Genomic DNA, 1,884 nt, shown 5'->3' with positions numbered 1-1,884 from the left:
GGCGTTCTGCCAGAAGAACTACGGGGTCGAGTTCCCGTTGACCGAGCGCACCTCGGTGCGTGAACACCCCGACGCGTTCTGGCAGGACCTCACCACCCAGCCCAACTCGGCGCCACCCACGTGGAACTTCACCAAGTACCTAGTCGGTGCCGACGGACGGCTGATCGATCACTGGGGTCCGAGGGTGAAGCCCGAGGGGGAGAAGATCACGGCTGCGATCGAGCGAGCCCTGGCCGGCGGCGACTAGTGTCCCGTTTGTCGTCAGATCAGGCCGCCGCGTCGGCGCGGTACTTGGTGCGCGCATACTCGTTGTAGGGGGAGGGCTGCACCGTCGCGCGGATCCGCGCGAAGCCGAGGTCGGTGTCGGGGTCGACGTCGCCGCCTGGGTGCTCGCCCCAGACCAGCTCGACCGCGGTTCCCGGCGCCGCGTGGGCGTTGTCGATCAGTGACAGCGCCAGGACCGAGGCGAGCCGGTGAATGTGGGCGGTGTAGAAGCTGATACCGACGAGCTCACCGCCGGCCTCGATGCGGTAGCGGCCGTAGGTCAGCAGGTAGCCGAGCTCGCCGCCGAGTGCCTCGCGCACGTCCTGCTGGTCGAGCTCGAGCGTGACCTTCGTGCGCGGCACGTTGTCCTGTGCGGCCATCAGCGCGTCGCGGCCGAGGAAGTCGTGGTTGAAGCTGATCGAGCGTCCGTAGCCGAGCTCCCAGGGGGAGACGTAGTAGTCCTCGATGTCGGCTGAGAAGGCGCTGCCGTGCAGTGGCTTCTGGCCCTCGAATGAGAACACGGGCAGCCACTGCCGGTAGGCGGCGAGCGTCGGGTCGACGTAGATGCCGGGGGTGGGGGTCGGGATCCAGCCGCTCTCGACGCCGTTGGTGGCGTAGGCCTGCGCGCCGATCTGCACGAGGCCGAACTCCTCACCGGCGCGCAGCAGCGCGTCCTTGACGAACTCGCCGTCGGCGTAGTCGCCGATGAACTCATAGCCGGCCTGGCCGGCCATGCCGTGGCGCAACGCGTGGAAGTGGCGGCCGTCGAGCCTGACCGGCACGGTGTGGAAGAACTTGGTCTCGGGCAGCGGCCCACCGAAGACCTGCTCGACTAGTGCGAGCGCGCCCGGACCCTGCACCTGGTAGCGGAACAGCACCGGGTCGCCGGGGCGGAACTGCGAGTCGGGGTCGTCCTTGAACTCGACGTCGTAGCCGCCCTGCTGCCCGTGGAACAGGATCCAGGACTGTGAGGCCGGCGGGCCGGTGAGCGTGTAGCGATCCTCGGCGTCGCGTATCAGGATCCCGTCCTGAACGATGTGGCCCTGGGCCGTGACCGGCACGAACTGTTTGGCCTGGCCGACCGCGAAGTTCGCGTAGTTGTTGGCGCTGTAATCCGACAGCAGCCGCGTCGCGTCCGGTCCGGAGATGAACAGGTCACGCATGTGGTGGGAGAGGTTCGACAGCGAGACCGTCTGAAAGGCCGCGGTCTGCTCGGTGCGCCAGCCGACGAACTCGGCGGGGACCACGGGCGGGTTCCACGGCGGGGCGTCGGGCTTCCACAGCAGGTTGACGGCGGAGCCGGCCTGCTCGATTCCCTCCTGAAGGGTTGGCACTCGCATTTCTCTCTCCTCTGCTGGTCCTGCCACTAAAACGCTTTAGCGAACCGTATCAGAGAGGGTTCCAGCGGGCCATCGCACACATTGGCTGCGGCATCCGTACGCACACGCGATTCCCGCTGAGATACTGGCTGGGTGCCCATCCATCTGCTCGTCTACGTCGGGATCGTCGTCGCGATCGTGCTGCTGCCCGGTCCCGACACCGCGATCGTGACCAAGAACGCGCTGATCCACGGTCGTGAGGCCGCGCTCGGAAGCGCGATCGGCAGTAATGTCGGCGTCT

General features: G+C 67.4%; 1 protein-coding gene and 1 pseudogene. One reads left to right on the top strand and one right to left on the bottom strand.

From position 1 onward, the window contains the following. A pseudogene (locus tag VG296_RS04080) lies at window positions 1–247 on the top strand (glutathione peroxidase); the annotation flags it as partial. Between the two features lie 19 nt (window positions 248–266). Here VG296_RS04080 and VG296_RS04075 read toward each other — a convergent pair. Beyond that, on the bottom strand, window positions 267–1,604 hold the full coding sequence (locus VG296_RS04075; protein WP_325563196.1) for a hypothetical protein: 1,338 nt from the start codon (window positions 1,602–1,604) through the stop codon (window positions 267–269). Window positions 1,605–1,884: the final 280 nt, after the last annotated feature.

Origin of the sequence: Actinospica sp. (assembly GCF_035552695.1) — a bacterium.
Lineage (GTDB): Bacteria > Actinomycetota > Actinomycetes > Streptomycetales > Catenulisporaceae > Actinospica.
Note: the sequence above shows the minus strand (reverse complement) of the source record. Positions and strands in the feature narration are given on the sequence as shown.

What these genes read in the sequence shown, in the direction of transcription:
- VG296_RS04075 (WP_325563196.1), bottom strand. Translation starts at nt 1,604, where the DNA reads ATGCGAGTGCCAACCCTTCAGGAGGGAATCGAGCAGGCCGGCTCCGCC.